The following is a 26,398-nucleotide window of genomic DNA, read 5'->3' on the forward strand; positions in this document are numbered from 1 at the left end:
TAGCATTTATGCGGTATACAGTAAGTTTTCGGGCACTCACGTGTTCGCTTGGGGTCGTAGCGCTTTCGTCGGGCATGATCGCTTTTGCCGACGACTCGGCAGAGAGTGTTTCGGTCCAGGAGACGGTTGTCGTGACTGGCTCGCGAGGCGCACCAAGGTCGGTTTTTGACAGTCTTTCCCCGATCGATGTGATCTCCGACGAGGCGATTGAAAGCACACCGTCCGGTGAGCTTGTCGAAGCGATGGCTACGCTTGTCCCATCGTTCAGTGTGCAGACGCTTCCTGCGCTCGATGGGACGATATTCGTTCGCCCAGCACGTCTGCGCAACCTATCCCCAGATCAGACCCTTGTCTTGTTGAACGGCAAGCGCATGCACCGGTCTGCCATGATGATGAACCCCAGCTATGGCTCGGCTTTCCAGGCACCGGACCTTGACCAGGTGGCCCCTTCGGCCCTCAAGTCGATCTAGGTCCTGCGGGATGGCGCAGCTGCGCAGTATGGCTCTGATGCGATCGCTGGTGTGATCAACCTCAATCTCTCCGACAGCGACGAATTCAAGGCATTTGCCCAATGGGGATCACGTTTCGCAGGTGATGGCGATGGCGTTCGCATTGGTCTGCAGGGTGGTTATCGCACCGACTATGCATTCATTACGATTTCTGGTGAAACGATCAGCTCGAATCCGACATCGCGTTCCCAGAAAAGCTCGAATGTGATAGCGTCAGAAGCAGCCTATCCAGATGTCGAATTTCCTGAGGTCGCGGTACGCTGGGGGCTTGCAGAGCGGGAGGCATTCCGTATCGCTGTAAACTCTGGTCTCGGTGTCAACGGGATCAACCTTTACGCCTTTGGCACCTATGGCAAAGGTTCGGGCTCTGGTGACTTTAACTATCGCGGACCCGCGGGCTCATATGCCAGCATATTCGACACGAATCCAGCCTTTCCAGGCTGGTCGGCGCTGGACCTGTACCCTGCGGGCTTCACCCCCATCTTCCAATCAGATGATGAGGATTCGTCGGCAGTCATTGGTGCGAAGAAGGAATTCGGCAGCGGCCTGACTCTGGATCTTTCAACGGGATATGGCAGCAGCCGCATCGACTACTCGATGCGCAATTCCATAAATGCTTCGCTTGGCCCGAACAGCCCGACCTCGTTCTATGACGGTTCCGTCGAACAGATCGAAAAGAGCGTCAATCTGGATGCCTCTTATCCAGTGTCCATCGGACTGTACGAGGCTGCGACTCTGGCGGGTGGACTGGAACACCGTTCGGAGGAGTACAGCATCATTCCCGGTGACCAAGCATCATGGGAAATTGGACCGGGCTCACCTGGCCTGCCATGCTGTTCAAACGGCTTTCCGGGCTATGCACCTGTAAATTCAGGTACATACAGCCAGGACAGCCACGCGGCCTATGCAGACCTTCTCCTGCCCTTAACGGAGTCCTTCAGCACAGACTTGGCCGTTCGATATGAAGACTTCTCCACATTTGGCGAGTCTTTCACGTACAAGCTTTCGAGCCGGTATGAGCTCACACCCTCGTTTGCGGTTCGAGGCAGTCTCGGAACAGGTTTCCGTGCGCCCACGCCTGCCCAGACCTATTCCGAAGGTATCGCGCAATTCCTGCCTTCGGCAAGCGCTACCATCACGACGGCTGGGCGGTTCAGCCCGATCGGTCTAGTGGCGCAATTGTTGAACAACAGGGACGGCGTCAATATCGAAGCGCTGAAGGCCGAAAAGTCCAGGAACTATTCTTTGGGCCTCGTCTGGAACACGGATTTCGGTCTTTCAACGACGGTTGATATCTATGAAATAGTTATCAAGGATCGGCTCAGCACCACACCATACTACGTGCTGACAGCAGATGAGAACGCGGCTCTGAGCGCCCTGAACATTCCTAATCTTCAGGCGATCTACTATGCCAACTTCCTACAGAACGACTACGATACCAAGACCAAAGGCATTGACATCGTTTCGACCTACCAGCGTGAGATGGGCGCCGGAACGGCTGCATTCTCTGCGGCCGTGAGCTATATCGATACGTCGATCACTGGCGGTTCGCGGTCAACCAATCCCTATTCCAAGCGTTTGACGGAAGATGCGCTTCCGAAAGCACGCGCCACGATCTCAGCCGACTACAATATTGGCGGTTGGGGTTTCACGACACGGGCTCGCTATTATGGAGAATGGTCCTACTGGCAGGACACGTTCCCGAACACAGCAACGCCCGGCGCCGCTTATCCGAAATACGACCCGCAGGTTTTCGGCGACATCGTCTTCTTCGATATTTCCGCAAAATATGATGTGACCGAAAAGATGTCGGTCCGCGTGGGGGCCGACAACGTCTTCGACACCTATCCGGATCGTGCGCGGTGGCAAACTTTCCGCGGGCTCGTCTATTCGCGCAACACACCCTACAGCACTGACGGCGGCTATTACTATGCGCGGGTTGATTATGCCTTCTAGGCTTTGCCAGCTTTAGCCTGGCGCAAGCGATTTGCAAGGATGGCCGGCACTGCGCAAGCGGGGTCGGCCATTTTCAATATGCAGAGGTAAAGTTGACTGTGCGGAGCGGTGCGCTTGGCCTCAGGCGCGCGTTCAAAACAAACGCGCTCGACAAGCGTGGATATTGCATTGGTACCTCTGGCCGGACTCGAACCGGCACTCTGTCACCAGAAACGGATTTTGAATCCGTCGCGTCTACCAGTTCCGCCACAGAGGCCCTTTGCAGGGAAGGCTTCTCCTGCCGCATGGCGGCATGTGCTGTCAATCGTCTCGACGCCGCTAGCAAAGATCGGTAACACGGCGTGCATGACTCCTGCTTCGATTCCCGCCCAACGCACCCTGCTGCAAACCTTGGAAGCCATGGCTGCGCTCGCTCCGGAAGACGGGTTCACGCTGCACGAAATCATGGACCAACTCGACGAGAGTGCATTCGGGGCCGGCCTCTTCTTTCTGGCGCTGCCCTGCTGCATCCCGTTCCTCTATGGTGTGCCGCAAGTCGTGTCGCTGCCGATGATGGCGCTGGCCGGCCAGATGGCCCTCGGGCGGGAGCAGCCCTGGATGCCGGAGAAGTTCGGGCATCGAAAGATCGACCGGAAAGGCCTCACGCAGATGGCGACCGGCGGGCGTAAATGGCTCGGCTGGATCGAAACCTTTGCCAAGCCGCGCCTGACCGGGATAACGGGCAAGAAGTCTGAACGGGTGATCGGCTTCTTCCTCTGCCTGTTCAGCGCCTCGATATTGGTGCCCCTGCCGATGACCAATACGGTGCCCGGTTTCGGCGTGGCGCTCGCCAGCTTCGGCCTGATGCAGAAAGATGGCCTGATGGTAATTGGCGGAATGGTCATCGGCTCCGCCTGGATCATGGGCCTTCTGACTGCTGTTGCGCTCGGCCTGAGCACGCTCACCGGATCGTGACGCTGCGCCGCATTGTGGGCGGCAGGCTAAGCGGTGTTAGTGGCGCCATGTCGAAACTGGAAATGCTCCTCAAGGACTGGACTTGGCCCGTGGCTGCGACGGTCATATCCGCGCTTATGATCGCGATCGCTCATGCGTTTGAGCAATTTGGCGGCCTTCCTCCCTGCCCATTGTGCCTGCGCCAGCGTGAGGTCTACTGGGCCCTGATCGCAATGACCCTGACAGGTCTCGCCATCTGGAAAATTTGGCCGAAGCTGCGCTTCCTCGTTGCGCTTAACGTCTTGATTGGATTGGTTTTTGGCGTTGGAGCTGTAGTGGCGGCGTATCATGCGGGGGTGGAATGGAAGATCTTTCCGCCGCCAGCTGGATGTGCTGCCGCCGCGATCATCGATCCGTTCGCCGTGAGGGATTTGAGCCAGTCTTTCCACGTGGCAGACTGCACGGCGGCACCCTTCTACATTCTCGGCCTGTCGATGGCAGGCTGGAACGGCGTCGTGTCGCTGGTCCTGTCGGCAGCCAGCTTTTTCGCTGCAGCGGCTACAGTTCGGCGCTAAAGCCCCAGGACTTTACGGGCGATGATGGTGCGCTGGATTTCGTTCGTGCCGCCATAGATGGACTGCGCGCGCCCGGCGAAATAGGACGACACGTCCTTTGCGGCATGGAGAGGCAGGCCAATATCCGACGCATTGGCACCGAAGCCCGGCTGGGCAAAGGCGGCGGCCGTGTCGAGGAAAAGCTCGGTGATCTGCTGATGGGTCTGGGTCGCCAGGATCTTGATTGTCGAGGCTTCGTTGCCCGGAGATCCGCCCGAAGAAAGCCCGGACAAAACACGAAACACCGTCATTTCGAGGCCGTCGACGGCCATTTCGGCGTCGGTCAGCTTCCGGGCGAAGGCCGGATCGTCAATCAGGCGATGATTGCCGCCAACGGGCATGGCCGTGGCCAGCTCGCGCGCATGGCGGAGCATGGCGCGCTTGCCACCGATACGGGCATAGGACGTGCGCTCGAAGCCGAGCAGGTATTGGGAATAGGTCCAGCCCTTGCCCTCTTCGCCGATCCGGTAATCTTCCGGCACTTTCACATTGTCGAACAGGACTTCGTTGAGGACATGCTTGCCATCAATCGTGATGATCGGGATGAGCGTGACGCCGGGCGCATCCATCGGGCAGCAGATGAATGTGATGCCCTCCTGTTTCTTGCCTTCATCACTGGTTCGCGCGAGGAGGAAGATCCAGTCGGCATGCTGGGCCGCTGACGTCCATATCTTGTGTCCGTTCAAAGTGTACGTTCCGTTCTCCAGAACGGCGCTGAACTGCAACGAGGCGAGATCGGAGCCGGAGCCCGGTTCGGAATAGCCCTGGGCCCAGCCGACCGAGCCGTCGCGGATGCCCGGCAGCCATTTGGCTTTCTGGTCCTCAGAGGCGAATGTGTAGAGCACCGGACCGACATAGACGACGCCCATCGGCGTGACCGTCGGAACGCCAGCGCGCTCAAGCTCTTCATCGAACACGTATTGCTCTTCAACCGACCAGCCCGGACCACCATACTCTTCAGGCCACGCGCTGGCGAGCCAGCCCTTGGCGCCAAGGGCCATTTCAGAGCGGCGGACGTCTTCGGTTTTGGGCGCTTTGCCTGCCCGGTTCTTCGCAATGATGTCTGCGGGAAACTCGGTTTCGAAGAATTGCCGCACCTTGGCACGGAAAATCTCGGTCTCAGGGCTGAAAGTCAGGTTCATTTGGGCGCTCCCTTTTCAGGGGCAAGCGTAGGGCAGGCCCGGCCCATGGCAAGGCCTGCCCCGGCGTCTGGTTTGGCCTCAGGCGGCCTTCTGCGTCTCGATCCAGGCGTCGACCTTGCGCTCGAGCAAATCGAGCGGCATGGCGCCGCCGCCGAGCACGGTGTCGTGGAAGCCACGAATGTCGAACGTGTCACCCAGTTCGGTTTCGGCCTTCGCGCGCAGTTCCTGGATCTTGATCATGCCGATCTTGTAGGCGGTCGCCTGACCCGGCATCACGATATAGCGCTGCACTTCCGACCGGGCCTGCGTTTCGGTGATCGCGGCGTTTTCGAGGAAATACACGACGGCCTGCTCTTCCGTCCAGCCTTTCGAGTGGAGGCCGGTATCGATGACGAGGCGGATCGCGCGCCAGATTTCGGAGCCGAGGCGACCGAAGTCGGAATACGGATCAGCATAAGTGCCCGGCATTTCCTTGGCGAGCCATTCGGCATAGAGGCCCCAGCCTTCGGCATAAGCGGTGAAGTTCGCCTGCGTCCGGAACTGCGGCACGCCGTTCAGTTCCTGCGCAATCGCGATCTGCATGTGGTGGCCCGGAATGCCTTCATGATAGGCGATGACTTCCAGTTCGCGCTTCGGCATGGCGGTCATGTCCGACAGGTGGGCATAGTAGATACCAGGGCGGCTGCCATCTGGCGTACCGGGGAAATAGTGCTGGGCGGCGCCGTCCTGTTCGCGGAACGCTTCAACCCGCTTCACGACAAGGTCAGCTTTCGGCAGGATACCGAAATAGTTGGGCAGTTCCGCCTTGATCCGGTCGATATCGGCTGTTGCATCGGTGATATAGGCGAGGCGGCCTTCATCGGTGTTTGGATAGTAGAAGCGCTCATCGTCCTTGCTGTCGCGCAGCATGGTGAAGAACTCATTCAGCGTGCCTTCGAACCCGACGGATGCCTTGATGGCCTCCATGTCGCCGCGGATGCGCGCGACTTCTACCAGACCCAGCTCATGGATCTGGTCAGCAGTCATGGCGGTCGTTGTCTGGGTTTTCAGACGGTAATTGTAGTAGTCCGCGCCATCGGGCTGCAGGAACACCCCGACAGGCTGGGTCGAGACCGGCGAATTTGCCATGTCTGCCGTCGCGAAAGCGATCACGTCATTATAGGCGCCGAGGAAGTCGCCCTTGAGGGCTTCTTCGGCCTCGGCAAGGAAGACGCCGGCCTGAACGTCGTCAATGCTGCCTGCGTCGACGAGCGACTGAATGTCGGACTTGATGTCGGCAAGGATGGCGCTGTCTTCGCCGTCAGTGAAAGGTGCGCCAGTGATGATTTTCTTCGACTGGTCGATCACGCCTTCATAGGCGAATTTAGGCGCATGGACGCCGCGATCGGCAGACTCCTGCGCGACGTCAATGCCTTCGCGCAATGCCCGGGCGCCTGCGCTGATCCGCTTGATATAAGCCGCCATGTCATCCGGGGTGTCGACGGCGTGGAAGCTGATCAGGAAGGTCGGCAGGAAGTTCTGGATGCCGCTCATCTGGTCGAAAACGAAACCGTTATACCGATACGCGGCGCCTTCGGCGGCCTGATCGTATTGGTACTTCCAGAGGTCATAGGACATCTTGTCGTCAGCGGAGAGCGCGTCGTAATCGAATGACGCTTCCATTTCCTCTGTCGCGGCCTTTTGCCAGGCCAGCTGTTCGTCCTGGCAGGCGAACGTCATGCAGTCGATCTCGTCATTCCTGTCCTTGCGTCCCTGAAAGGACAGTCCGATCGGGCTGAATTGCAGCTGCTCTTCATATTTCGCATCGAACCATGTGTTCAGGCGTGCGCTCAATTCTTCAGCGGTCTTCGCTGGCGCTTCGACGGCGGCAACCGTCTCGGCAGGGGTGAGGGTGTCGACGGGGACGCTTTGGCTGGCACAGGCGGAGAGGACAAAAGCGAGGGCGAAGGCAGATACTGAGCTGCGCATGACGAGGGAACTCCCAGATATTATTTTCGATTAACGATAAGGCGACGTATCGCCCTCTGCGGCGCGCTGTCAATTGGCAAGCAGGTGGATGGCGGCTAGAGGAGTGTGATGACAGACCCACGCCGTTCTCCCGACAATGCTGCCCGCAGCGATCAGAAAATCGTACGCATCGGTACGCGCGGATCTCCTCTCGCGCTGGTGCAGGCACGCCAGATTGCAGCCTCGCTTGAAGTGAGTTCCGGTGGCGCGCTGCGCGGTGAAATTGTCCCGTTCACGACCAGCGGCGACCAGTTGACGACGGAGCGCCTGATTAATGCCGGGGGCAAGGGACTTTTTACGCGTGAGCTCGATACGGCGTTGGATCGTGGCGAGGTGGATATCACCGTCCACAGCCTGAAGGACGTGCCGGTCCTCTTGCCAGACGGCCAGATATTCGCGGCCTATCCACAGCGTGAGGATCCGCGCGAAGGGTTCCTGTCGCCAAAGGCGGATCGTCTGTCAGACCTGCCGCCCGGTGCGAAGGTCGGCACGGCCTCGCTGCGGCGCGAGTCGCAGACGCTGGCACTGCGACCCGATGTCGAGATCGTGACGTTCCGGGGCAATGTGGCAACGCGAATGCGCAAGCTGGAAGAGGGTCTGGCAGACGCCACTTATCTGGCGATGGCGGGACTGACGCGGCTCGGGCTGGCGCACCTGGCGACGCCGATAGCGGCGGACGAGATGCTGCCGTCAGCGGGGCAGGGAATCATCTGCGTCGTGACGCGCGCGGATGGCCGGGCAGATGTGCGTGAGGCGCTCAGCCTGATCGATCATGCCGAGACGCGCGCTGCCGCGACAGCCGAGCGTGCCTGTCTGGCGGCCCTCGATGGCAGTTGCCGGACGCCGATTGCGGCGCACCTGTTTGACAGGGGTGAGGCCTGGCAGCTGGTCGGCGAAGTCTTGGCGCTGGACGGGCGGCAGCGCTGGCGGGCCGACGGGACGTGCCGCAAGGGGGCTAGCGAGGCGCAGCTGGTGGCGCTGGGGCGCGCCGTGGGCGCAGACATCCGCACTGCAGCAGGCGGAAAGCTGCCTGCTTTCGTGGGGGATTGGTGAGCCTTCCTGTCATTGTGACCCGGGCCGAACCCGCTGCGGCCGATACAGTCGCGCGCCTGAAAGCGGCCGGGTACGATGCGATCCTTTCCCCGGCCCTGACGCTGGAAAACCTGCCGGATGCTGCACTGGAGATGGAGGGTGTGCACCACCTGATTTTCACCAGTGCCAATGGCGCGCGCTCCTTCCTGCAGCGCCGCGCTGTGGGGGCGCAGACGGTGTGGTGTGTGGGTGAGGCGACCGCGGCAGCGGTGCGGGAGGTGGGTGGTGAGGACGTGCGGGAAGGCGATGGAAACGCCGCCGATCTCGCCGCGATGATCCTCGCCGCGCCTGAGGTGCAGACGGGTGCGCTGCTGCATATTGCGAATGCGGCGGCGGCGGGAGACCTGGTGGCTACCCTCAAAAACGCAGGACTCGATGCGCGGTTTGCCGCGCTCTACCGGACCGTGCCGGTCAAGGACCTCAGCCCCGAAGCCGTCAGCGCGCTGGATAAGGCGCCGCGTGTGGTGGTGCTGGTTCATTCCGCAAAGGGCGCGGCCGCCTTCCGCGCCGCGGCGCGGGGACGCGATCTGTCGCGGGTTGTCTTCGTCGCCATTTCGCCCGCTGCCAGCCAGCCGCTGGCCGGGTGCGGCGCCCGGGCCGTGGTCAATGCAGCCCATCCGAACGAGACGGCCCTGATGGACGCGCTGGATACAGCTGTGCTGGCCCTCTGAGGGCGACCTTTGATCGACGATGACGTATATGTCAGTGTGATTCCAAATCCCGCCTGCGAGGAGCAGACAGACAGATGAGCGACGATCCCGAGGACGACGCCCCGGTTACCTCCACCGAGCCGATCGATGCCGATTTCGAACCGGCTTTTGATGACGCGGCTGATGCGCCTGCCGACGGCGCGGACGGTTCCGGCCCGGGTTGGCTGGGTGTGGCCGTGGCGGCCCTGATCGCGGCCGGTATCGGTGGCGCCATTGGCATCATTGCGACCATGGCGATTCCGGACAAGGGCGACAGTGGCGACGTTGCGGCACTGACGGCGGAACTCGACGCGTTGAAGGCGGGCCAGGAGGCGGCCGACCTGGAGCGCAACAAGGTGATCCGGGATGCTGCCGAAATGGAGTCGCGACTGAACACGGGCCTGAATTCGGCGGCCTCCGGTAGCCCGGACCTAAGTCCCCTGCAGGCTGAACTTGATGCCCTTTCAAGGCGGCTCGATGCGGCATTGGCGGCAGACAGCGGAGACGCGCTGGCGAACCTGTCCACGCGTCTCGATGCCCTTGAGGCGGTCGATACGAGCGGCGAAGCAACAGCGGCGGAACTTGCCCGCTCGCTTGGCGCGCTATCGGAACGGGTTACGGCGCTCGAAACACGGCTCGCCAGCCTTCAGTCCGACATGCTGCGCAGCAGCGGCGACACGACTGAACTGACCAGCCTGATCGAGCGGATGCGGAACGATGAGGCGGCGGTGCGGGCGAAGGCGGAAGCGTCCGAGATCAATGCGGACGCCGCGCTGGCCCTGTCTGCGATAGAGGCGGCGTCGCGCCGGGGCGGTTCCTTCGAATCCGATTATCGCAAGCTGCGGGCCGTGATGCCGAAATCGGCGACGGTGCGGACGCTGGGAGAAGCTGCGACAAACGGCGCGCCGACCCTGGCCGAATTGCAGCAGAGCTTCGGCCCGGCAAGCGCCAAGGCGCGCGCGGCGGTGCCTGCCGAGCGGCAAGGCGCGCTGGGCTGGCTGAACAATATGTTCGGCGATGCCGTGACAGTGCGCGGCGCCGAGGGCGAGGAAGATGGCGCAACCGTGACGCTGTCGCGCGCGAAGACGGCGCTGGATGCAGGTGACCTGGAGGGCGCTGTCAGCGCGCTCGGTACCCTGTCGGGCGAACCGGCGGCGGCCATGGCTGACTGGACCGGATCGGCAAACCGGCGCATCACACTCGAAGCGGGCCTCGAAGCCCTTCGGCTGAACATGATCGATGGGGAGGGCCAGAACTGATGAACCGGATATTCCTCTTCATCGTCATTCTCGTGATCATTGTCGGCGGTGCCCTGGTCGGATTCTGGGCCGTAACGCTGCCGGGCAGTGTGGTGATCAATGACAGCCGCGGCGAGCTGGTGTCGCTGCATTCCGGTGTCGCCGCCATAGCGCTGATCGTCTTTGGCGGTCTTGTCGCGGCGGCCTGGTGGGTGATCAGCGGCCTGTTCGTGTTGCCAGGCAAGATTGGCCGCTCGCGCCAGTCGAACCGCGCCCGCAAGGCCAACATGGCGCTGGCCGAGGGCCTGCTGGCGGCCGAGGCCGGTGATTCCACGCATGCGCTGAGACTCGCCCGCAAGGCGGTGAAACATGCCGAGGACGAGCGCCTGAAACTGCTGCTGGAGGCGCGCGCCGCCGAAGCCAATGATGACTGGGCCGGCGCCGAGCGCGCCTGGGGCCAGCTGGCACGCCTGCCCGGCGGGCACCTGGCCGGCCTGCGCGGATCGGCGATGGCCGCCGCAGAGCGCGGCGACCATGCGACGGCGGAAGCGCGCGCACTGGAGGCGCTGGGCCTTAAGTCAAACGCCGACTGGCCGTTCAACTCGCTGTTCGACTTGCAGGTCGCGCGCGGGGAATGGGACAAGGCGCTCGAGACTCTGGCGATTGGCGAGAAGCGCGGCCTGATTTCGGGCGACAGCCTGAGGCGGCGCCGCGCCGTGCTGCTGACAGCGCGGGCTGTTGGCTTGCCGGAAGACCGCAAGCAGGAGGCCCAGAAGGCGCTGGCGGAAGCGATCCGCGCGGCGCCCGGCCTGCCGCCAGCGGCCTGGCATGGCGCACGCCAGCTGATGATCGACGACAAAGCGAAGGCCGCGCAAGGCGTGCTGGAGCTGGCCTGGAAGGCGCGGCCCCACCCGGCGCTGGCGCAATTGTCGCGCCGTCTGGTGCCGCAGGACAGCCGCGAGAATATTGCGGCGCGCCTGAGGGGCTTGGTCGCGGTCCTGCCGAACCACCGCGAAAGCCGCATCCTGGCGGGTGAACTGGCGATGGATGAGGGCGACTGGGTCGGCGCGGTGAAGACGCTCGCGCTGCTGGTCGAGGAGAACCCGACGGCGCGCCTGTGCCTGCTTATGGAGCGGGCGCTGAAGGGCTATGGCGATACGGACGAGGCCCAGCGCTGGGGGCGGATGGCGGCGTCTGCGTCGCGCGAGGCTGACTGGTCGGATATTGATCCCAAGGGCAACGCCTTCGATTTCGCCCAGCGCGACTGGAGCCGGCTGGTCTATGCCTTTGGCGATGTCGGCGACTTGGTGCACCCGCGCTATGAATCCTATGGCCGCGAACTGGAGGCTGGACGCGTGCTGGCGATTGCCGGGCCCGACGACGAGGACAAGGTGGCCCCGCCCAAGGCACCGACGGGCCGGCTGACGCCGCCGCTCGACTATGTCTCCGATGACGACTGACCGGCGAACGCGCAAACAGGCAAAAGCGTCTTGCGCGCGGCCGCCCGTATGGCTATTCAGGCCTGACGCTCCCTGGAGCAGGCCGCTATAGCTCAGCTGGTAGAGCATCGCATTCGTAATGCGGGGGTCAGGTGTTCAAGTCACCTTAGCGGCACCATTCCCCAATCCCATCAGGCCCCGGTTCCGCACACGCGCGGACATTCGCCTCGCAGGCCTGCCGTGCCTGCAAGCCTAGCGACGCCCTGCCGGACCTCGGGACCTTCGCGATTAAATGGATCCTGTGGTGCAGAAGAGGACTCGAACCTCCACGACCTTGCGATAACTACGACCTGAACGTAGCGCGTCTACCAATTCCGCCATCTGAGCACGGGGTAGGAAGGCGGTCGGATACGTGCCGATGCGCCGGGCGTCAACGGGGAATGCAGCGGTGCCGGCCCTGTCGCGCCATAAAATCACTATCTGCCGTGTCGGCGGGCCTGTTGGACGGCGATTCGGCCTTCGATGTGGCTGCAATCCGCCCGCTGGTTCAGGACTGGACGACGAAGAGGCCGGCGATGATCAGGCAGGCGCCGATGGCGTATTTCACGGTCAGCGGCTCTTTGAGGAAAAAGGCGGCCATCAGCGGCACCAGCACGAAGGTGAGGGCCATGAAGGAATAGGCCATCGAGAGCGGCACCATTTTCAGGACATAGACCCAGGCGAGCGTGGCGATGCCATAGAGGGCGACCGCGACGAGGAAGACCGGGCTGAACAGGATCGAGTAGAAGGGCGCGTCCGGCTTGTCGGCGAGCTCGATCCCGGTCTGCTTGAAGAGGACCTGCCCGAACGCGATGGTCATCGGCGTCAGCACGAGCAGGGCGTAGACCGGCAGCGTGAGGGCTTTCACCGCGCTCATTGGCCGTCGGCGGTCCGCTGGGCCGGCGAGCCGGACGCTGGCAGGTCCTGCCGGCGATCGACAAGCGGCGTTATGCCGGAACGGTAATGCTCTCCCCGCGACGGCGCGATCGAAAGGTAATGGATGCGCTTCTGTTCAGCCCGCCCGCGGGCAACCGAGTCGAGGACCACACCGGCAATGAAGGTCATCATCGCACCGAGCAGGAGCGTCATGGCGAGCATCCATGTCGGGATGCGGTCGACCAGGCCAGTGGCGAGGTAGTCGCGGATCACCGGTGCCATCAGGAAGACAGACGCGGCCAGGAGGAAGGTGGCGACATAGCCGAAGAACAGGAAGGGGCGCGTCTCCTTCATCAGCATGCCCATCATACGCAGGATGCGGAATCCGTCGCGGAAGGTCGAGAGTTTGCTTTCGGAGCCATCCATGCGGCGGCCATAGCTGAACTCGACTTCCGATACTGGCAGGCGCAGCATCGACGCGTGCACGGACATTTCGGTTTCGATCTCGAAGCCGGGGGACGAGGCCGGGAAGCTCTTGGCGAAACGGCGCGTGAAGGCGCGATAGCCTGAGAAGATGTCGGTGAACTCGTTGCCGAAGAGGGCCTTGTACACCGTATTGAACAGGCGGTTGCCAAACGCATGTCCGTTGCGGCCGGCGTCCTGGTGAACATTGCGGCGGGTCCCGACGACCATGTCGACCCGGTCGTCGAGGAGGGTCTGGATCATTTTCGGTGCGGCGGTCGGATCATATGTGCCGTCGCCGTCGGCCATGAGATAGATGTCGACATCAATGTCGGCGAACATCTGGCGCACGACATTGCCTTTTCCCTGGCGGCGTGACGGCACGACCGTGGCACCCGCGAAAAGTGCCTGCTGGGATGTGTCGTCGCTGGAATTATTATCATAGACAAAGATACGGGCACCCGGGAGCGCCTTGCGAAAGCCGAGCACAACGGCGGCAATCGACTTGCCCTCATTGTAGCAAGGTAGAAGTATTGCGATATTCAGGTCGCTGAAAGATATGTCGGTCACGCGTCCACCCATTGCCTCAATTTAGGCATTTCTACACGGGCGAAGGTTAAGGTCGCCTTTCAGGCACGCGACGGGGCAGGGAACGCAAGATGGACAGACCAGCCAGAACAGGAATGGCAGACTTGGTGATTGCGCTGGGGGTCGGCCTGCTGATGGTGGCGTCCCTTCTCGTGGTGAGCGCCGTGTCGGGACTGTTTTCCGCGACCAGCATGGAAGCCGACAATGCGATGCGGCTGGCCGAGATACAGGATTACCTGGGCGGCCAGAGCTGGTTCGATGTCAGCCAGGCGCGGCTCGGCCCCGATGGCGGAACGGCGATGCACTGGTCGCGGCTGGTGGACCTGCCCGTTCTGGCGATCACGTCGCTGCTGGATATCTTCCTGCCATCGGAGGCGGCATTGCATTGGGCGACCTTTGTCTGGCCGCCGATCAGCGTGTTGCTTCTGGTCTGGGCGCTTGTCACGGGCGCGCGTTTCCTTGGCGGGCGCGAGACACTTGTCTTTACCTGCATCATCGCTGCGACGATCCTGTTCCGGCACCAGAACTTCCTGAGCGGCCGTATTGACCACCATAACCTGCAGCTGGGCTTCCTGGCCCTGTCGCTTGCCTTTTCAATCGACCCGCAACGTCGGCCGACAAGTCTCGCGATCGCGGGAGCGGCGCTGGCCTCCTCGGTTGCCATTGGCGCGGAAGTCTACCCGTTCGTGGCGGTGATCTGTGCGTTCCACGCGCTCGACTGGGCCCTGGCCGGACGTGTCGCGCGGCGCGGCGCGATGGCGTTTGGCGTGAGCCTCGCGGTGATGGTGACGGTTTTCTTTGCTGCGTCGGTCGCACCGGCGAAATATGGCGCGGTCTATTGCGACGCGCTGTCGCTTGTGACCGTGAGTGCGGCCCTGCTGGGCGGTGCGGGCCTCGCGCTTGCGGCGGCGAGCCTGTCCAATGCCTCTCGTCCGTGGCGTCTGGCGGCACTGGGCATGATCGGGCTTGCCTGCGCACTGCTCCTGGCATTGCAGGCGCCGCAATGCCTTGCGAATCCGCTGGATGGGCTGCCGTCGATTGTGCGCACGCTCTGGCTGGAGAAGGTCGATGAGGCGCAGCCGCTATTTGCGGCGCGTCCGAACGCCTGGCAGGAAATCCCGTTCATGATCGGGATTTCCCTGGTCGCCGCCATCGTCTCGCTGTTGCAGACCGAGTTGGGGGTCAATCGGCGCGCCCACGTCCTGTTCCTGCTCCTGCTGATGCTGGACCTCGTGCTGACATTTCAGCAGGTGAGATTCTACGCTTTCGGGCACATTTTCGCGATCCTGCCGCTTGGGGCCTGGGTGGCGAGCCTGTTTGCCGGGAGGCCGGACGGCGGCGAGCGGAATGTGGGCTATTTGCTGGCCCTGGCCGTATCGGTGCCGCTGGTCTGGGGCGCGCCGGGGCTGTTCCTGAAATCGGGATCGGGCAGCGGTCCGGCCGTCACAGATGACGCGTGCGCAAGCCCGGACCTGCTGGCGGCGCTCGATGCGCAACCTGTGGGGCTCGTGCTTTCGGTGGCGGACGTGGCGCCGGATATCCTACGATACACGGACCAGCGGGCCCTTCACGGCCATTATCACCGCAATGCGGCCGGGATCGAAATGGCCCTTCGCATTTTCATCTCGCCGCCTGATAAGGCCGCAGACCTGATGCGCGCAGATGGGGTCGAATACGTGCTCGCGTGCCCATCACACGGCGAAATGCAGATGCTGTCCAAAGCGTACCCTGAAGGCCTGGCCGCACGCCTCGCAGCCGGGGACAAGTTGGATTTCCTGACACCCGTGGCGGGCAATGAAAGCGGCGCGGTGGTTTATGCTGTGTCCCGCTGAGGCGCGGGATCAGCCACCGAGCACATAATCGGCCTCGGCGACGTAGCGACTCGGGCCATCGCCCAGATGACTGGAATAGAGGTGGAAACTGTCTGCCCAGACGGTATCGGTGCAATAGGCGTGGCGCGTCTCGGCCCAAGCGGTCGCCTCTTGCAGCGTGGTGCCGTGCAGATAGGCGAGTGTGACGTGCGGTGTGAAATTGCGCCGGTCCGCCGGCAGGCCGAGGCGCCGGGCGGCGCGTTCGCACTGGCTGGCCAGCGAGCGGAGCTCATCGGTCTCGCGCACCCGTGCCCAGACGGCGCTCGGCTCGCGTCGGCCGAACCAGCCGATCCCCTCGAGCCGGACCTCGAGCCCGGGCGCCCTTATCTCTCCAAGCAGGTCGTCAAGGTCGCGGGCGTGCGCGTGGCCGAGGTCGCCGAAGAAGCGGAGCGTGATGTGGAAATTTCGCTCCGGGCGCCAGCTCGCGCCAGCAAGGCCCGTCTGAAGGGCCTTCAAACCCGGAGCGATGTCAGGATCGACAGGAAGGGCGGCGAACAAGCGGTACATGCGGCCAATCTGAAACAGGATTGCGGGCAAAAGAAAACCCGGCGCCACCTGGCCAGGTTCCCAATTTACACACAAATCACAACGTTTAGCTGGCGAGAACGCCGAGTTTGCCGAAATGTTCCGCCAGCAAATAGTAGAACGTCACTCGCGACTTGGTGCCGCCCTCTGGTTGCAGCTTGTCGCAGACGGCCTTGATCGCGGCGTCGAGATCGTTCTTGTTTTGGGCGAGTCCGAGCTTGCCTCGGCACCAGCGCTCACGCACCCGGTCCAGCTCCCCTGAATCTGAGCAAGCAACCATGGAACTGTCCCGGTTACGTAGCGCAATGCCAAGGTGGCCCACGATTTTCTCTGCTGCGGCCTGATTGTAGCCATTTGCATACTTCTGGATGTTTTCGGCGTAAGCCGATGCGTCTGCCATTGTATATCCCCTTAGTTTTCCCGGCGCCCCAACCGTTGGAACTACACCAGATTGGGGAAATTACCCCTTGGTTAATATGAGTCAATGCAAAACGGGAAAGTCCATTCTCTTGGATTCGGACCATAATGGATATTGTTCACTTCATTTCTGTAGTAATATTGAAGCAGAAGAACAGTATAGTTTCTCTTTGCTGAAACTATGCTGGTTCTCATGAACCGTATTCGTGCGAGCGGCGCTGCAGTGGTGATGATCCGATCAAGGCCACACGCGCGGTTCTCCTTGCAGATGACGTCGAGTTTCACCATATTCCATATTAGACTCACGTGTTTACGTGTGGATCCAAACAGAAGGGTATTAAACCTATGAACGAATTCAATCGGGCCTATACGCCAAAAACCGGCGCCGACTCGATGGACACGTCTGTCAATGAAGGGCTTCGGGCCTTCATGCTCGGCGTTTACAACAAGATGGCGCTCGGACTGCTGCTGACGGCAGGTCTCGCCTACGCCTTCGGGGCAATGGTTCCGGAGAACGTGACGCTGACCTTGCTGACCGGACCGATCGGTATGGTCATCATGTTCGCGCCGCTGGCCATCCTGCTCCTGTCCGGCTTCGTCATGAAGAACCCGTCGCCCCTGGCGGCAAACCTCGTCTACTGGTCGGTCGTGTCGCTGATCGGTATCGGCATGGGCGCCATCGTCTATGTCTATGCGCGCCAGCCCGACGGCATGATGATGGTCTCGAAGGCGTTCCTTACGACGGCGATCTCCTTTGGCGGCCTGTCGCTCTACGGCTATACGACCAAACGCGACCTGTCGGGCTTCGGCACGTTCCTGATCATGGGCGTGATCGGCATCATCGTCGCGTCGCTGTTGAACATGTTCATCTTCAAATCGAGCATGATGCACATGGTCATCTCAGTTGTCGGCCTGTTGATTTTTGCCGGCCTGACGGCGTTTGATACGCAGCGTCTGAAGAACATGTATTTCCAGCTCGTCGGCGATTCACGGGCAATGGCCGTGGCCACCACATATGGCGCGCTGAGCCTCTACCTGGATTTCGTGAACATGTTCCAGTTCATGCTGGCAATCATGTCGGGTAATCGCAACTAGGCTGCGCCCCGACAAGTCAAAAGCAAAAAGGCCCCGCCCTCACCGGCGGGGCCTTCCTTTTTGGCGCATTGCGAAATGCCGGCGGCTCGGCTAACCCTCGGGACCAGACATATCCCCAACGCTTTCAGGAGTTTTTGACCCATGGCCCGCAAGAAAATCGCGCTTATAGGATCCGGCATGATTGGCGGCACGCTCGCCCATATCGCAGCCCGCGAGGAGCTTGGTGATGTCATCCTGTTCGACATTTTCGAGGGCCTGCCACAGGGCAAGGCGCTGGATATTGCCGAGTCGACCCCCGTGTTCAACGGCTCCGTCAGCCTGAAGGGCGCGAACGATTACGCCGATATCGCTGGTGCCGATGTCTGCATCGTGACCGCGGGCTTCCCGCGCAAGCCGGGCATGAGCCGCGATGACCTCGTCTCCAAGAATCTCGGTGTGATGAAATCGGTCGGCGAAGGCATCAAGGCGAACTGCCCGAACGCATTCGTGATCTGTATCACCAACCCGCTTGATGCGATGGTCTGGGCGCTGCAGCAATTCTCCGGCCTGCCCACCAATATGGTCGTCGGCATGGCGGGCGTGCTGGACAGCTCGCGCTTTGCTTACTTCCTGTCGGAAGCTACCGGCGTGTCGGTGGCCGACATTCACGCATGGACGCTGGCCGGGCATGGCGACAGCATGGTGCCGATGGTGCGCCACTCGACCGTGGGCGGCCTGCCTTTGCCGCAGCTGGTCAAGCAGGGTTGGCTGACCCAGGAGAAACTGGACGCCATCGTTGACCGGACCCGCAAGGGCGGCGGCGAGATCGTGGCCCTGCTGAAGACCGGTTCGGCTTTCTACGCGCCTGCCGAGGCAGCGATTGCGATGGCGAAGTCCTTCCTCAATGACCAGAAACGCGTCCTGCCGGCGGCCAGCTGGTGTGACGGCGAATATGGCGTGAACGGCATGTATGTCGGCGTGCCGACCCTGATCGGCGCCGGTGGCACCGAGAAGGTCGTCGAGTTCGATTTCACTGATGCTGAGCAAGCCATGTTCACTGCATCGGTCGCCGAAGTCCAGAAACTGATCGATGATTGCAAAGGGCTTGAGCCCTCGCTCGCCTAGGAGCCCGTCATGGCCATTGGGCCAAGCATAGAAACAGACCGCCTGATCCTCCGCCCGCCATGGGCGGAGGATTTTGATTCATGGGTGGCGTTTCACGCAGACGCCGATGTGATGACCCATCTGGGCGGCGTGCAGGGGCCGGAGCTGACCTGGCGCTCGATGTGCACGATGACCGGTGCCTGGACGATCCGGGGGTTCTCGATGTTCTCGGTGATCGAGAAGGCGAGCGGCGACTGGGTCGGGCGCCTCGGCCCGTGGCAGCCTGAGGGCTGGCCGGGCACGGAAGTCGGCTGGGGACTCGCCCGGGACGCCTGGGGCAAGGGTTATGCGACCGAAGGGGCTTCGGCAGCGATTGACTATGCCGTGGACATCCTCGGCTGGGACGAGGTGATCCACACGATAGACCCGGCGAATGCGGGTTCGATCAGGGTTGCCGAGCGGCTCGGCAGCCGGGTGCTGCGCCAGGCCAAGGCGCCGCCACCCTATGAAGGCACGCATTGGGATGTCTACGGCCAGAGCGCCGATGACTGGCGGTCACGCCGGATCAAAGACGCGTGAGGCAGGCCTGAATCGACTCGCCGGGCAGTTGATTTGCGGTTAGCATGCCTCTCAACTGTTCAAGGAGACTGCCCGTGTTGCGCACGCTTTCCCTCGCTTCCGTGATTGCCCTCTTGCCTGCCGCCGTTGGCGCGCAGGCCGGGACAGACACCGATCTGCACACAAAATCCGTCGAAGCGGACAAGGCTGTTGCGGAGTTGGCAGAGACGCCAGCAATCGGGCTCGCTGACGGCGTTCAGGCGCCGGCAGTTGCGCTGGTCGATACCAGCGGCGCGCAGCAAACGTTCGAAACGCTCGCGGGCACCAAGGGCACGGTCGTGGCGTTTGTACGCTCCGCCGACTGGTGCCCCTTCTGCAAGAAGCAGCTGATTGACCTCGAAGCAGCAGCCGCGCCACTGGCTGCGGCAGGCTGGACGCTGGTGGCTGTGTCCTACGACCCGGTCGAAACGCTGGCCGGCTACAAGGCGGACAAGGCCCTGTCATACGAGCTCCTGTCGGATGAAGGCTCGGTGGTGATCAAGGCATTCAACCTGCTGAACACGGACATGAAGCCCGGCTCGCGCTATGACGGCATTCCGCACCCGGCTATCGTGTTCATCGGTGCCGATGGCACGATCAAGCAGACGCTGCGCGAGGACGGCTTCAAGACGCGTCCGGCGGTCGACCTTGTGATCGAGACGGCTGAAGGCTTGTAGGTTTTCATGGTGGCCGTCCTTTCATGGGGCGGCGGGGTGGCTTAGCGTACCGGCATCAGACAGCCGGAGATAAAGCCATGTTGAGATCCCTGACCCCATTCGCGCTTGCAGCCATTGTCGCTGCAATGCCAGCCACTGCCGACCAAGCCGAAATCCTGGATCCGGCTATCAGGGCGCAGGCCGTGGCGTTGATGGAATCGGGGCTTCAGGACGATATCGGACTTGAGTTCACCGAAAGCCTGACGACCGAGATCGGCCCGCGAATGGCCGGTTCCGACGCCGAATGGCGTGCCCGGCAATGGGCCATGATCAAGCTGAAGGACCTGAACTTCCAGCAGGCCTATATCGAAGATTTCAACATTCCCTTTTGGGAGCGGGTGACGGAGACAGCGTCTGTGGTGGGACCGAACCCGCAGAAACTCGTCGTGACGGCACTGGGCGGATCGAAGGCAACTCCGAAAGGCGGGCTGGAAGCCGAAATTGTCCGGTTTGCGAGCCTTGCTGACCTGCAGGCTGCGCCAATGGACTCGCTAACGGGCAAGATCGCTTTCATCGACGAGCGCATGGTGCGTAGCCAGGACGGGTCCCGCGATGGGGCGGCAGTGGCGAAGCGCGGGGGATGTTCGGAGGTGGCCGCAGCCATCGGTGCCGTCGCATGCCTCATCCGCTCGGTTGGTGCTGATGATCATCGCATGCCGCACACGGGCGGCATGCGGCGGGACGGTGCCTCGGGTGCGCTGCCGACGGCTGCCCTGTCACCGCCGGACGCAGACCAGCTGGCGCGCCTTCTGGAACGCGGGCCGGTGACGGTCAACCTGAACATCCAGGTGAAGACATCCGCCTCGGCGGCCTCCGGCAATGTGATCGCGGAAGTGGAGGGCGCCAGCCTCAAGGACGAGATTGTTCTGATCGGCTGCCATCTGGATAGCTGGGACCTTGGCACAGGCGCAATCGATGACGCGGCCGGGTGCGGAATCGTCGTCGCTGCGGCGAACCTGATCCAGCAATTGCCGCTGAAGCCCAAGCGGACGATCCGGGTCGTGCTCTATGGTTCGGAAGAAGTCGGCCTGTTCGGGGGTCGCGCCTATGCCACAGCCCATGCAGACGAATTGGACAAGCATGTGCTGGCCGCTGAAAGCGACTTTGGTGCCGGGCGTATCTGGCGTCTGACAAGTGGAGTCGGGGAGGGCGCGCTGGAGTATGTCGCTGCGATGCAAGGCGTTGTCGCGCCGCTTGGTATTATTCCGGCCGACAACAATTCGACGGGCGGTCCGGATATCATGGTTCTGAGTGCATCAGGCGTGCCGGTTCTGGACCCCGGACAGGACGGAACAGACTATTTCGACCTGCATCACACGCCGGACGACACGTTCGACAAGATTGATCCGGCTGCTTTCCGGCAGAACGTCGCGGCCTATGCGGCACTGACATATATTGCTGCGCAGACGGATTGGGATTTCCGCAAGGCGGCGGCGCCAGCGAGCGAAGACCAGTAGGGATGACGGACCGGCGGGGACGGATCGCCGCCAGCCTGGACTCCGTCCACGAGGCCGTTCGCATGGCTCGGCGGGAATTGTCGGGTGGGGACGAGGATACAGCGCGGTGGCGCTGGGTGTCGGTGGGGCTGGTGATCGCGCTTCAGGGCGCGCTTGTCGCGGCGCTGAGCGGATACGAGACGGCGGCAGACGCAGATGTGGTCGATCCCTCCAATACGGAGCGGTATGCGCCGGTCACGCTGCTTTTGCGGCGGGCCCGGTCGACGGACTATCTCAATACACCGGAACGCGTTGAAATGACCGGTTCGACCCTCAACCAGATCGAGCGCCTGATCGCCTACCGCAATGCTGTCGTGCACGGGCTGGGCGCCGGTGACGCCGAGGGCGTGGCCAAGGGATGCCGGAAGGTGCTGGGCGTTGTGCGCCATCTGGTATTGTTGCATCCCGCGTTCGACGCATCGCCACATCACCTTGTTTGTACCCTGATCTCAGACGAGGTTTCGGGGATCGAGCGGCTGCTCGCGGACAGGTGTTAATATCCGGGTCATGCCGGCATGGCATGAATGCCGGTCATGCGACCTCTTCTGCGCCCGCTTCTTTTGTCATGTGCCGCCTTCGCGCTGATCGCGGCGGCACCGGACACCTTCACGCGCGAACAACTCGAAGCGCTGGAGGCCGAGCGGCAGGCTGCAGTGACCAGGATGGCGGCCCTGGAGGCCGCGGGTGAGGAGACCGAGACAGACCTTCGGCAGATCGACAGCAAGCTGATTTCCGCCGCGATGGAGTCGCGCCGCCGGGAAGAACAGGCTTCAGCATCCGAAAAGGCGTTGATCGATCTCGGCACACGACGCGCGGTCGCGCAGGAAAGCCTGCTAGTGGACCGCCAGGCGCTGGAAGACCTGCTGGCGGCACTCGCGGCCTCGAACCGCCGCAAGCCGCCGGCGCTGATCGTTTCGCCGGGCAAGGCGAATACAGCCGTGCGCCGGGCGATCCTGATGAGCCAGACGACACCGCGACTGGCGGCGCGCGCAAACGACCTGTCAGGCGAGATCGACGAGCTTAACCTGCTCGAACGCCAGATTCGGGGCGAACGCGCGCGGCTGGAAGCGGCCGAAGCGACGCTGGCGTTGAAGCGGGTGGAGATCGAACGGCTCGCAGCGGCCAAGCGCGGTAGTTTCGAAGATATTGCCGGCGACATTGATGTATTGCGCGCCCGGGCCGATACGCTGGGCCGTGAGGCGAAAACATTGCGCGACCTGCTGGCGGCCCTCGAGTCGGATGCGCCGTCCGCGCCAGGGATGAAGCCCACCCTGCGGCCGAAGCTCGCCTCGGCCTCTGTACCGTCTTCGCGACCGAAATCACCCGCTTCGACCGTGCGACGCACGCCGGTCTCGCGCCCGCTCGGCAAGGCAGCCCTAGGCGGCCTGATGCAGCCGACGGCCGGCAATATCGTGTATGGATTCGGCGACAAGATGCCGACCGGCGGCAAGACGGAATGGATCACGTTTTCGACACGGCAGGCTGCGCAAGTGGTGGCGCCGATCGACGGTACCGTCGAGTATGCGCGACCATTTCGCAGCTATGGATCAATGTTAATTTTGCGCACAAGCGACGGATACCATGTTATTCTTACCGGTATGAGCCGGATCTATGTCACCGAAGGCCAGACAGTGTCAGCGAAAGAGCCAGTTGGGCGCATGCCAGACCGTGCAGACCCGCCTCCGCAGCTCAATATGGAATTAAGGCTTGGCGACAAGGTAATGAATCCGGCACAGTGGTTGCCGAGTGACAAATAGAGGTCACGCATGACGGAGGATTGGAATATGCGTTCACTGCTGACAGGAGCCGCACTCGGGATTGTGCTGGGTGGCGCAGCGGTCGGGTTTTCCGCCCTTGCATGGCCCCAGGAAAAACCTGCCGATCCGCGCATGGTGACCTACCAGCAGCTGGAACTGTTCGCCGAAATCCTCGCGCGTGCCCGTCAGGACTATGTCGTCGAAGTTGACGAGAGCGCCGCAATGGAAGCGGCCATCAATGGCATGCTGACCTCGCTGGACCCGCATTCGGGCTATCTCAACCCCGACGATTTCCGCTCGATGCAGGTGCAGACTTCCGGCGAATATGGCGGTCTTGGCATCGAAGTGACGATGGAAGATGGTTTCGTCAAAGTCATCTCGCCGATGGACAATACCCCTGCCAGCCGCGCCGGCATTGAGAGCGGTGACTTGATCACCGCCATCAATGGCAAGCCGATCATCGGCCAGACCCTGAACGACGCCGTCAAGGAGATGCGCGGCGACAAGGGCACGGACATCCTGATCACCATCCTGCGCGTCGGGGAAGACCCGTTCGACGTGACGCTGACCCGCGAAGTGATCGAGCAGAAATCGGTCACGTGGAAGATGCAGAAGAACGATGTCGGCTACCTGCGGATATCCAGCTTCAACGAGCGCACGACCTTGCTGCTCGAAGAGGGGACCGAAGGTATTTCCAAAGCGACCGGCGGTCGTCCGAAAGGCCTGATTGTCGACCTGCGCAACAATGGCGGCGGATTGCTGGACCAGGCCGTGTCGGTGTCCGACATGTTCCTGTCGGGTGGTGAAGTCGTCTCCACGCAAGGTCGGCGCGCGTCTGACATCGAGCGCTACAACGCCCGCACGGGCGAGGTCTTCAAGGGCGTGCCAGTCGTCGTCCTGATCAATGGCGGGTCCGCGTCTGCATCCGAAATCGTTGCCGGCGCCCTGAAGGACCGGGGCCGCGCAACGATTGTTGGCACGACCAGCTTCGGCAAGGGATCGGTCCAGACTGTTATTCCGCTGGGCGCTGATCGCGGTGCCATTCGCCTGACGACAGCGCGCTATTACACGCCGTCCGGCCGCTCGATCCAGGCGCTGGGTATCGACCCGGACATCGAGATCGCCCAGTCGCGCCTGACCGAGGAAGAACTGGCCAAGATCAAGCGCTGGTCGGAAGCTGACCTGCCGCATGCCCTGGCCAATGAAGACGGTGAGCAGCGCCACGAAATGACGATGCCTGACGAGCAGCCGCCTGAAGACTACAAGGGCGAGGATTTCCAACTGGAACGCGCTGTTCAGATGTTGAACGAAGGCACTGGAACTGCCAGTGCATTTCGCCGCGCAGGTTAAGGTCTGTTTGCGACCTGTTAACCAGATTGCCGCATTCAAGGTCGTTCAGGATTCCACTTGTTGATCACATGAGGTCGCCGCATGCCGTACCGGAGAGACGTTGAACCGTCTCCCCTTCGAACCGGAATTGTCCATGCAGGCCTGAGCCTGCTGGTGTTCGGCGGTGTGGCGGGAGCTCTCGGCGTGGGTATCCAGTTTTCTGGTGACCCGTCCGCAGCAGGCCCGCGCCAGCAGCTTGCCCTGTTTGAAACGGTCGACGATGCCAAGCCAGCGCTCAAGTCGCGGCTGAAGACGGATACGTCTGATACGGTCATGGTCGCTGTCCTCGACGATGATGGCTATGCCGAAGTCGACAGCGGCGACGAGCCGAGCCTCGGCGTTGATTATGCCGACGGAGCTGAAGCGACCGGAACCGGCGGTCCTTCGGATGATCCGGTGGCCGACGCCGCCGGCTCTGGCGTGCGCATCAACGGCAAGCTCGTGAAGCCGGGTGAATCCTATGGCGAAGTCACGGCGATCGTCTCGCTTGGCTCGGTGCCGATCTCCGGCATGTCGGAAACCATCAATGGCGTGCGCCTGCCGCGCATCGCTGCGGACGGCCGGGCACCTGCGGACGCTTATGCGCGGCCATTCGCCAATCCGGGCCAGAAGCCGGTTGTGGCGCTTGTCGTCGGCGGCCTCGGCATCAATGCCACGCACACCAAATCAGCGATCGAGGAATTGCCGCCTGAAGTGACGCTGTCCTTCGCGCCGGACGCCCAGCGCCTGCAATACTGGATCGATCGCGCCCGCGCGTCCGGCCATGAAGTTCTGATCGAGCTGCCGATGGAGAACTTCGACTATGGGCGCATGAAGATGCACCCGCAGACCCTGCTCGCCGGCAGGGGCGCGGATGTGAACGTGTCGCGCCTTAATACATTGCTCGGACGCGCTTCGGGCTATTTCGGCGTGATCAATTACCAAGGCGCGAAATTCTCGGGCGATGCCGCCGCCGTGCGGCCCGTGCTTGAAGCCTTGAGCCAGCGCGGCGTTGCGCTGGTCGAGGATGGCAGCCTTGAAGACGCGAGTTTTGACGCGGTGGCTGATGAAACGCGTGTACGGTACGTCAAGGCATCTTCTCCCATCGACACCAAGCTGACAGCGGACGATATCAATCTGGAACTGCTTGAGCTGGAAACGCTCGCCAAGGAAAAAGGCGCGGCCATGGGGGCGGGCTATGCGTTCCCGATCACCATCGAGATGGCGAAGATCTGGACCAGCGAACTTGGCCAGAAGGGTATCCTTCTGGCACCCGTGTCAGCCCTTGTGGGCACGACGCCTGCAGAATTGGTCGAAGACGGCCGAGTCCACACTGGCAGCATTGCACCGGCTCCTGTAAACCCTGCCGGGTGAAACCATCGATTGTCGATCCTGAACGCTACCGGCCGAATGTCGGACTCGCCCTCTTTTCGAAGGCGGGCCATGTCTTCATAGGCCGCAGGATCAATGGCCGCGGCGCCTTTCAGTGGCAGATGCCACAGGGTGGCGTCGACAAGGGCGAGGCCGCATGCGACGGAGCATTGCGCGAGCTGGAAGAGGAAATCGGGGTTCCCGAGAAACTTGTCGATGTTCTCGAGGAGACCGAGGACTGGCTGTATTATGATTTTCCGCCGGACCTGAAGAAGCGTTTGCCGGGACCGTATATCGGGCAGCGCCAGAAATGGTTTGCGTTCCGTTTCAAGGGATCTGACAGCGATGTGCGGCTCGACCGGCACACGCCGGAATTCGATGCCTGGCGCTGGGCGCCGCTTGATGAGACCCCCGGACTGGTTGTGCCCTTCAAGCGTCTCGTCTATTCCGAGGTAGCTCAGCGGTTCCAACGCTGGACCGAGCCTGTGCAGGGCGGCAAGCCCTTGCAGGGTTGAGGG

General features: G+C 62.2%; 25 protein-coding genes and 3 tRNA genes. 20 read left to right on the forward strand and 8 right to left on the reverse strand.

Translation table 11 applies throughout. The features are described from left to right. The first annotated feature begins 8 nt into the window (after nucleotides 1–8). Both ACESNB_RS11170 and ACESNB_RS11175 read left to right on the forward strand, forming a co-directional pair. Nucleotides 9–470, forward strand: a complete 462-nt coding sequence (locus tag ACESNB_RS11170; RefSeq protein ID WP_373007278.1) for a TonB-dependent receptor plug domain-containing protein — start codon at nucleotides 9–11, stop codon at nucleotides 468–470. A 51-nt stretch (nucleotides 471–521) separates the two neighbouring features. Beyond that, nucleotides 522–2,465, forward strand: a complete 1,944-nt coding sequence (locus ACESNB_RS11175; protein ID WP_373007280.1) for a TonB-dependent receptor plug domain-containing protein — start codon at nucleotides 522–524, stop codon at nucleotides 2,463–2,465. Nucleotides 2,466–2,634: 169 nt separating this feature from the next. On the opposite strand, the gene ACESNB_RS11180 is transcribed toward ACESNB_RS11175, so the two are convergent. Then, nucleotides 2,635–2,721: transfer RNA gene (locus ACESNB_RS11180), tRNA-Leu, on the reverse strand. A gap of 89 nt (nucleotides 2,722–2,810) precedes the next feature. Here ACESNB_RS11180 and ACESNB_RS11185 point away from each other — a divergent pair. Both ACESNB_RS11185 and ACESNB_RS11190 read left to right on the forward strand, forming a co-directional pair. Beyond that, a complete protein-coding gene (locus tag ACESNB_RS11185) occupies nucleotides 2,811–3,419 on the forward strand; it encodes an exopolysaccharide biosynthesis protein (protein WP_373007282.1) in 609 nt (202 codons plus the stop codon). 47 nt (nucleotides 3,420–3,466) lie between these two features. Next, on the forward strand, nucleotides 3,467–3,973 hold the full coding sequence (locus tag ACESNB_RS11190) for a disulfide bond formation protein B (RefSeq protein ID WP_373007284.1): 507 nt from the start codon (nucleotides 3,467–3,469) through the stop codon (nucleotides 3,971–3,973). Here ACESNB_RS11190 and ACESNB_RS11195 read toward each other — a convergent pair. Next, nucleotides 3,970–5,154: an acyl-CoA dehydrogenase family protein gene (locus ACESNB_RS11195; protein WP_373007286.1), complete on the reverse strand. Its 1,185-nt coding sequence runs from the start codon at nucleotides 5,152–5,154 to the stop codon at nucleotides 3,970–3,972. The genes ACESNB_RS11190 and ACESNB_RS11195 overlap by 4 nt on opposite strands. 78 nt (nucleotides 5,155–5,232) lie before the next feature. Then, nucleotides 5,233–7,122 (reverse strand): DUF885 family protein, encoded by a 1,890-nt coding sequence (locus ACESNB_RS11200; protein WP_373007288.1) that lies wholly within the window; start codon nucleotides 7,120–7,122, stop codon nucleotides 5,233–5,235. A gap of 108 nt (nucleotides 7,123–7,230) precedes the next feature. Between ACESNB_RS11200 and hemC the strand changes: the two genes are divergently transcribed. From hemC to ACESNB_RS11225, 5 genes are all read left to right on the forward strand, one after another. Continuing rightward, complete coding sequence (gene hemC / locus ACESNB_RS11205; protein ID WP_373007290.1) at nucleotides 7,231–8,214, forward strand: hydroxymethylbilane synthase; 984 nt, start codon at nucleotides 7,231–7,233, stop codon at nucleotides 8,212–8,214. Then, on the forward strand, nucleotides 8,211–8,924 hold the full coding sequence (locus ACESNB_RS11210) for a uroporphyrinogen-III synthase (protein WP_373007292.1): 714 nt from the start codon (nucleotides 8,211–8,213) through the stop codon (nucleotides 8,922–8,924). The genes hemC and ACESNB_RS11210 overlap by 4 nt, the downstream gene beginning before the upstream one ends. 74 nt (nucleotides 8,925–8,998) lie before the next feature. Beyond that, nucleotides 8,999–10,201, forward strand: coding sequence for a hypothetical protein (locus ACESNB_RS11215; RefSeq protein ID WP_373007294.1), 1,203 nt, complete (start codon nucleotides 8,999–9,001; stop codon nucleotides 10,199–10,201). Next, entirely contained in the window at nucleotides 10,201–11,640 is a 1,440-nt protein-coding gene (locus tag ACESNB_RS11220; protein WP_373007296.1) for a heme biosynthesis protein HemY, read from the forward strand. The genes ACESNB_RS11215 and ACESNB_RS11220 overlap by 1 nt, the downstream gene beginning before the upstream one ends. A gap of 81 nt (nucleotides 11,641–11,721) precedes the next feature. Next, a tRNA-Thr gene (locus ACESNB_RS11225) sits at nucleotides 11,722–11,797 on the forward strand. Between the two features lie 124 nt (nucleotides 11,798–11,921). On the opposite strand, the gene ACESNB_RS11230 is transcribed toward ACESNB_RS11225, so the two are convergent. From ACESNB_RS11230 to ACESNB_RS11240, 3 genes are all read right to left on the reverse strand, one after another. Further along, nucleotides 11,922–12,006, reverse strand: a tRNA-Leu gene (locus tag ACESNB_RS11230). A gap of 160 nt (nucleotides 12,007–12,166) precedes the next feature. Then, nucleotides 12,167–12,535, reverse strand: a complete 369-nt coding sequence (locus ACESNB_RS11235) for an EamA family transporter (protein WP_373007298.1) — start codon at nucleotides 12,533–12,535, stop codon at nucleotides 12,167–12,169. Continuing rightward, nucleotides 12,532–13,566 carry a glycosyltransferase gene (locus ACESNB_RS11240; protein ID WP_373007300.1) on the reverse strand — a complete coding sequence of 345 codons (1,035 nt, stop codon included), beginning with the start codon at nucleotides 13,564–13,566 and terminating at the stop codon, nucleotides 12,532–12,534. Before ACESNB_RS11240 ends, ACESNB_RS11235 begins: the two co-directional genes overlap by 4 nt. Before the next feature lie 89 nt (nucleotides 13,567–13,655). On the opposite strand from ACESNB_RS11240, the gene ACESNB_RS11245 reads away from it, so the two are divergent. Continuing rightward, nucleotides 13,656–15,416 carry a hypothetical protein gene (locus tag ACESNB_RS11245; RefSeq protein WP_373007302.1) on the forward strand — a complete coding sequence of 587 codons (1,761 nt, stop codon included), beginning with the start codon at nucleotides 13,656–13,658 and terminating at the stop codon, nucleotides 15,414–15,416. Nucleotides 15,417–15,425: 9 nt separating this feature from the next. On the opposite strand, the gene thpR is transcribed toward ACESNB_RS11245, so the two are convergent. Together thpR and ACESNB_RS11255 are read right to left on the reverse strand one after the other, a co-directional pair. After that, nucleotides 15,426–15,962, reverse strand: a complete 537-nt coding sequence (gene thpR, locus ACESNB_RS11250) for an RNA 2',3'-cyclic phosphodiesterase (protein WP_373007304.1) — start codon at nucleotides 15,960–15,962, stop codon at nucleotides 15,426–15,428. An 85-nt stretch (nucleotides 15,963–16,047) separates the two neighbouring features. Then, complete coding sequence (locus ACESNB_RS11255; RefSeq protein WP_373007306.1) at nucleotides 16,048–16,380, reverse strand: DUF2853 family protein; 333 nt, start codon at nucleotides 16,378–16,380, stop codon at nucleotides 16,048–16,050. Between the two features lie 362 nt (nucleotides 16,381–16,742). Here ACESNB_RS11255 and ACESNB_RS11260 point away from each other — a divergent pair, with 362 nt between their 5' ends. The 10 genes from ACESNB_RS11260 to ACESNB_RS11305 all read left to right on the forward strand — a co-directional run bounded on the left by ACESNB_RS11260 (nucleotide 16,743) and on the right by ACESNB_RS11305 (nucleotide 26,395). Beyond that, nucleotides 16,743–17,492: a Bax inhibitor-1/YccA family protein gene (locus tag ACESNB_RS11260; protein WP_373007308.1), complete on the forward strand. Its 750-nt coding sequence runs from the start codon at nucleotides 16,743–16,745 to the stop codon at nucleotides 17,490–17,492. Nucleotides 17,493–17,633: 141 nt separating this feature from the next. Then, a complete protein-coding gene (gene mdh, locus ACESNB_RS11265; RefSeq protein ID WP_373007310.1) occupies nucleotides 17,634–18,596 on the forward strand; it encodes a malate dehydrogenase in 963 nt (320 codons plus the stop codon). A 9-nt stretch (nucleotides 18,597–18,605) separates the two neighbouring features. Next, entirely contained in the window at nucleotides 18,606–19,154 is a 549-nt protein-coding gene (locus tag ACESNB_RS11270; protein ID WP_373007312.1) for a GNAT family N-acetyltransferase, read from the forward strand. Nucleotides 19,155–19,228: 74 nt separating this feature from the next. Next, on the forward strand, nucleotides 19,229–19,849 hold the full coding sequence (locus ACESNB_RS11275) for a peroxiredoxin family protein (RefSeq protein WP_373007314.1): 621 nt from the start codon (nucleotides 19,229–19,231) through the stop codon (nucleotides 19,847–19,849). Between the two features lie 77 nt (nucleotides 19,850–19,926). Beyond that, nucleotides 19,927–21,345, forward strand: a complete 1,419-nt coding sequence (locus tag ACESNB_RS11280) for a M28 family peptidase (RefSeq protein ID WP_373007316.1) — start codon at nucleotides 19,927–19,929, stop codon at nucleotides 21,343–21,345. Nucleotides 21,346–21,347: 2 nt separating this feature from the next. Next, complete coding sequence (locus ACESNB_RS11285; protein WP_373007318.1) at nucleotides 21,348–21,881, forward strand: hypothetical protein; 534 nt, start codon at nucleotides 21,348–21,350, stop codon at nucleotides 21,879–21,881. Nucleotides 21,882–21,917: 36 nt separating this feature from the next. Continuing rightward, entirely contained in the window at nucleotides 21,918–23,141 is a 1,224-nt protein-coding gene (locus ACESNB_RS11290; RefSeq protein WP_373007320.1) for a murein hydrolase activator EnvC, read from the forward strand. Between the two features lie 27 nt (nucleotides 23,142–23,168). Then, nucleotides 23,169–24,491, forward strand: a complete 1,323-nt coding sequence (locus tag ACESNB_RS11295; protein ID WP_373007322.1) for a S41 family peptidase — start codon at nucleotides 23,169–23,171, stop codon at nucleotides 24,489–24,491. An 81-nt stretch (nucleotides 24,492–24,572) separates the two neighbouring features. After that, on the forward strand, nucleotides 24,573–25,883 hold the full coding sequence (locus tag ACESNB_RS11300) for a divergent polysaccharide deacetylase family protein (protein WP_373007324.1): 1,311 nt from the start codon (nucleotides 24,573–24,575) through the stop codon (nucleotides 25,881–25,883). Further along, nucleotides 25,880–26,395, forward strand: a complete 516-nt coding sequence (locus ACESNB_RS11305; RefSeq protein ID WP_373007326.1) for an RNA pyrophosphohydrolase — start codon at nucleotides 25,880–25,882, stop codon at nucleotides 26,393–26,395. The genes ACESNB_RS11300 and ACESNB_RS11305 overlap by 4 nt, the downstream gene beginning before the upstream one ends. Nucleotides 26,396–26,398 lie beyond the last annotated feature (3 nt).

The sequence above is a fragment of the Hyphomonas sp. genome (assembly GCF_041689225.1).
Classification (GTDB): domain Bacteria; phylum Pseudomonadota; class Alphaproteobacteria; order Caulobacterales; family Hyphomonadaceae; genus Hyphomonas.